This window comes from Hydrocoleum sp. CS-953 (assembly GCF_002260545.1).
Lineage (GTDB): Bacteria > Cyanobacteriota > Cyanobacteriia > Cyanobacteriales > Microcoleaceae > Trichodesmium.
This window is the reverse complement of sequence record NZ_LGSU01000898.1, coordinates 1-5314: the sequence shown is the minus strand read 5'-3', so window position 1 is coordinate 5314 and position 5314 is coordinate 1. Positions and strand designations below refer to the sequence as shown.

The 5314-nt window shown below is 38.7% G+C and carries 2 protein-coding genes and 2 pseudogenes; 3 read left to right on the top strand and 1 reads right to left on the bottom strand.

The features are described 5' to 3' along the window. Positions 1–80: 80 nt before the first annotated feature. Positions 81–1445 carry a cytochrome P450 gene (locus tag AFK68_RS12035; protein WP_094673031.1) on the bottom strand — a complete coding sequence of 455 codons (1365 nt, stop codon included), beginning with the start codon at positions 1443–1445 and terminating at the stop codon, positions 81–83. Positions 1446–2028: 583 nt separating this feature from the next. Between AFK68_RS12035 and glgP the strand changes: the two are divergent. From glgP to AFK68_RS12020, 3 genes and pseudogenes are all read left to right on the top strand, one after another. Then, a pseudogene (gene glgP / locus AFK68_RS12030) lies at positions 2029–3296 on the top strand (glycogen/starch/alpha-glucan family phosphorylase); the annotation flags it as partial. Between the two features lies 1 nt (position 3297). After that, a pseudogene (locus AFK68_RS12025) lies at positions 3298–4089 on the top strand (glycogen/starch/alpha-glucan phosphorylase); the annotation flags it as partial. Between the two features lies 1 nt (position 4090). Continuing rightward, a partial coding sequence (locus AFK68_RS12020) for a glycogen/starch/alpha-glucan phosphorylase (protein ID WP_143437809.1) occupies positions 4091–4925 on the top strand: 835 nt, incomplete at its 5' end. Positions 4926–5314 lie beyond the last annotated feature (389 nt).

Sequence of the window (5314 nt, the reverse complement as noted above, 5' to 3'; positions counted from 1 at the left end):
CAAAGCGTAACACACCCTACAGCTACTGCTGACTCTAAGATTTATACAAACCCGCCCTAAACAAAATTTTTTAAATTATATTATAAAGCAACAGGTCTATTCAACTTCTGTTTCACAACCATCCGCATATTTCCTGGAGGTGCCATTGTTAAACCCCTCCGAACAGGTTTTATTGCTTGATTAGAAACTAACTTCAGTTCGCACTGTGATAAAATTGTCGCCAATACCAACTTCATTTCAAATAAAGCAAAAGCTGAACCTATACAACGACGACTCCCTCCTCCAAATGGTAAATATTCATAGGGTGAGAATTGTCTTTCCAGAAAACGTTCCGGTTTAAATTGTTTAGGTTCTGGATAAATATCTTCCCGGTGATGAGTCAGATAAATAGACACCATTGCCACCGTTCCCGGTTCCAATTGATAACCCATAATTTCTATAGGTTTCTTAACAATTCTAGGAACAGCACCGAGCGCAATGGGATAAATGCGTAGAGTTTCTTGGCAAACAGCACTGAGATAAGGAAGTTTAGTAATGGCAACTTTGTCTGAGTTACCAGGAATAGTTGCTAATTCTGCCCTAAGTTTTTCTCGCACTGATGGAATTTTGTCAATCCAATATAACGCCCATGCTAAAGCTGACGCTGTAGTTTCGTGACCAGCAAAAAGCATTGTCAGCAGTTCATCCTTAATTTCTTCATTACTCATGGGATGACCTGCTTCATCACGCGCTTCTAGTAATAAACTAAGAATATCATCAGTATGATTTCCCTCTTTCTTTGCAGTTTCAATTTCTGCCAATATTAGTTCGTGGAGTTCCTGTCTTTTCCGCAAAAATCTCCCCCACGGACTCCAAGGACCCCAGTCTTTGCGCAGGACATTGAAAAACAGAAATATAGAACTGACAGGAGAACTCATAGAGTCGAGAACATCAGACATAAGGAGTCTAAGTTTTTCATAACGTTTTCCTTGATTTAAACCAAATACAGCACCAAGAATTACTTTGAGAGATATTTCTTGGGTTGACTTGCGGATCGGAAAAGGTTTATCTATTTGCCACTGACTAATGACATCAGAGGTAATGTTATAGATTAAGTCTCCATAGTTACGCATTCGATCGCCATGAAAAGGTGGCATTAATAGTTTTCTTTGCCTTTGGTGGCGATCGCCATCTTGGAAGAGTAGAGAGTTTTTGCCCACAAAATATTGCAAAATACTACTACGACCTCCTAAACCAAAAGTATCAGGGTGAGCAGTAAAAATTTGTTGAATGGCTTTAGGGTTACAGAAGTAGATGAAAGGGAACAAAGAATTAGTATTTGTTCTAAAAACATCTCCATATTTAGAGTATCCCTCTTCTATGGTAGATAAGGGACTAAAAATAAATTTCCATGTCCGGAGTCTTCTTTGTAAAGGTGACAGGGCTGGGCCATTAGGTAGTGTCATTTCAGTTATCAGTTATTAATTTATCCAAACTTAATTATACAAATATGATTTTTTCCAAACTTCTGACTTCTGTACGGGCGAATGGCCATTCGCCCCTACGACTTCTGACTTGTAAATAGATGGCCAAAAAATACCCAAATATTAGGATCAATTCTGTAAAAATGATTAAAATTAAATACTTATGTATGCTTGAGAACCTTTGATAGTTATAGAGTTTAATTTTGCCTATATATATTAGTAAAGGGATATAATGTAATTGGCTAGTCTCACTTCATTCAAAAGTTTCCTATAGAATATACTCCTGTGTGGCAAAGCTAATCAGTCTACCCACCTTTGCTACAGAAATAAAATTGACGACAGTAAAATTTAAGGAGCGTTAATGAATCAACCCATCAACCCCACTACTGAAAATCAAATTCAGGTAGAAGACGATCGCACAGGTATGAGTGTTNTAATGTAATTGGCTAGTCTCACTTCATTCAAAAGTTTCCTATAGAATATACTCCTGTGTGGCAAAGCTAATCAGTCTACCCACCTTTGCTACAGAAATAAAATTGACGACAGTAAAATTTAAGGAGCGTTAATGAATCAACCCATCAACCCCACTACTGAAAATCAAATTCAGGTAGAAGACGATCGCACAGGTATGAGTGTTACAACTCTGAGACGTGCCCTAGCTGATAACCTGTTTTATTTGCAAGGGACTTATGAGTCCATGGCAAAACAGGATGATTTTTACCGTGCTTTGGCTTATACTATACGCGATCGCTTACTCCAACGCTTTCTTTCGACAATTCGGACTTACAATGAGAAAGATGTTAAAGTAGTATACTACTTATCGGCAGAATTTCTCATGGGTCGTCACCTAGGTAATAGTTTGATTAACCTAGGCATATATGAACAAATTCGTCAAGCTGTTAGCGAGTCTGGACTTAACTTGGATGAACTACTAGAACAAGAAGATGATCCAGGCTTAGGAAATGGAGGTTTGGGTAGGTTAGCAGCTTGTTTTTTGGACTCTCTAGCTACCCTAGAAATTCCAGCGATGGGTCATGGTATTCGCTATGAGTTTGGCATTTTCACCCAAACTGTACAGGATGGGTGGCAAGCAGAAATTCCAGATAAGTGGCTGCGCTTTGGCAACCCCTGGGAAATAGCTCGTCCAGCAGAAAAGGTAGAAGTTAAGTTTGGCGGTATCACAGAAACTTACCATGATGAAAAAGGTCATTATCGAGTAACTTGGCTTCCGGCTGAAACTGTTATTGGTATTCCTTATGATACTCCTGTTCCTGGCTATAAAGTGAATACAGTTAACCCGCTACGTCTGTGGCGTGCAGAAGCTAGTGTAGACTTTAAGTTTGAAGAATTCAATTCTGGAAACTACGATGGTGCAGTAGCAGAAAAAATGAGTTCGGAGACTATATCAAAAGTTCTCTATCCTAATGATAATACTCCCCAAGGTAAGGAACTCCGACTGAAGCAGCAATATTTCTTCGTTTCGTGTGCTTTGCAAGATATCATTCGTAGGCATTTATTACACAACCCAAACTTAGATAACTTAAGCGATAAAACAGCAATTCAGTTAAATGATACTCACCCTGCTGTTGCTATTGCAGAGATGATGCGGTTGTTGATTGATGAGTATGATATCGACTGGGAGCGTGCTTGGCATATTACTCAACATACTTTTGCCTATACTAACCATACCTTGCTACCAGAAGCCTTGGAACGTTGGGGAATTAGTTTGTTTGGTAGTCTGCTACCTCGCCACTTAGAGATTATCTATGAAATTAATCACCGCTTCATAGAGCAAGTGAAAACTTGGTATCCCAAAGATAAGGAATTAATCTCNGTATGATATCGACTGGGAGCGTGCTTGGCATATTACTCAACATACTTTTGCCTATACTAACCATACCTTGCTACCAGAAGCCTTGGAACGTTGGGGAATTAGTTTGTTTGGTAGTCTGCTACCTCGCCACTTAGAGATTATCTATGAAATTAATCACCGCTTCATAGAGCAAGTGAAAACTTGGTATCCCAAAGATAAGGAATTAATCTCTCGTGTTTCTATAATAGAGGAAACACCAGAAAAATCTGTGAGGATGGCTAATTTAGCGACTGTAGGCAGTCATGCTGTGAATGGGGTAGCAGCTCTACACACAGAATTGCTGAAAAAAGGTGTACTCAAAGATTTCTACAAACTTTTCCCAGAAAAGTTCCTCAATAAGACTAATGGAGTGACTCCCCGCCGTTGGATTTTATTGAGTAATCCTAAACTTTCTGAGTTATTTTCTGAGAAATTAGGAGATAGTTGGTTGCGAGACTTAGATAAACTAAGGCAACTAGAAAAATATGTTGATGATCCAGAATTTTGTAAGCGCTGGCAACAAATTAAGCAGGAGAATAAAGCTGCTCTGGCAGAGCACATTTTAAAGCATAATCGGATTGAGGTGGATACTAATTCTCTGTTTGATATTCAAGTTAAACGTATCCATGAGTATAAACGTCAACATTTGGATTTATTCCACATCATTACTCTTTACAACCGGATTAAGCAAAATCCTAATGTTAATATTCAACCTCGCACATTCATTTTTGGTGGCAAGGCAGCTCCAGGTTACTACATGGCTAAGTTGATTATNTGAGTATAAACGTCAACATTTGGATTTATTCCACATCATTACTCTTTACAACCGGATTAAGCAAAATCCTAATGTTAATATTCAACCTCGCACATTCATTTTTGGTGGCAAGGCAGCTCCAGGTTACTACATGGCTAAGTTGATTATTAAGTTGACTAATGCTGTTGCTGATGTAGTGAATGACGATCCTGATGTGCGTGGTCGCCTGAAAGTAGTTTTCTTGGCTAACTTTAATGCTTCATTAGGTCAGTTAATTTATCCTGCTGCTGATTTATCAGAGCAAATTTCTACTGCTGGCAAAGAAGCATCGGGAACTGGTAATATGAAGTTTGCCATGAATGGGGCGATGACTATTGGTACTCTTGACGGAGCTAATATTGAGATTCGTGAAGAGGTGGGAGCAGAAAATTTCTTCCTGTTTGGTCTGACTGCTGAAGAAGTTTTCGATATGAAGGCTAAGGGTTATAAACCTTTGCATTACTATAATACAAATCCAGAGTTAAAGGCTGTGATCGATCGGATTGCTAGTGGTCGGTTTAGCAAAGGTAATCCTAATCTATTCAAGCCTCTGATTGATTCTTTACTGTACAATGACCAATATATGCTATTAGCTGACTATCAAGATTATATTGAATGTCAGAAGCGGGTTAGTCAAGCTTTCCAAGACAAAGAAAAATGGACGAAAATGTCTATTTATAATTCTGTTCGCATGGGTAAATTTTCTTCTGACCGAACAATTATGGAGTATGCGAAAGAGATTTGGGGAGCAACGCCAGTTAAGATTAATCAAGAAACCTATACTCAAGATAATGCTGGTTTGAAGGTAGATAATTAATTTGTCTAATTTTTAATCTTGAGGCATCAAAACTGATGTAATTTGAGTTAATGTGATGAAGAGACGTTCCCGTTCTTGGTAACGTCTCTTTAATTATACTAATGCTACCAGATTTGATCTTACAGCAGTTTTCATTTGAGTAGACCACAGTAGGGACTAACCATGGTTAGTCCCTACAAGATTTTGGTTGTGACGATGTGGTTTATCCATCTGAAAAGCGCTGTATGTCCGCTGGTATTGGAGCGTGTAAACTCCAGGGTGAATAATATCAAATCTGCTTGGCAATGGAAGCGTTATAAGAAACCGGGTTTGTGGGAGGTTATACCATGTCCGGTTGAACACTTATAATTAAGATAGTAAGGGAGTAGGGGAGTAGGGGAGTAGGGGAG

Coding starts and splice junctions, on each gene's coding strand:
- AFK68_RS12035 (WP_094673031.1), bottom strand. CDS start 1,445: ATGACACTACCTAATGGCCCAGCCCTGTCACCTTTACAAAGAAGACTC.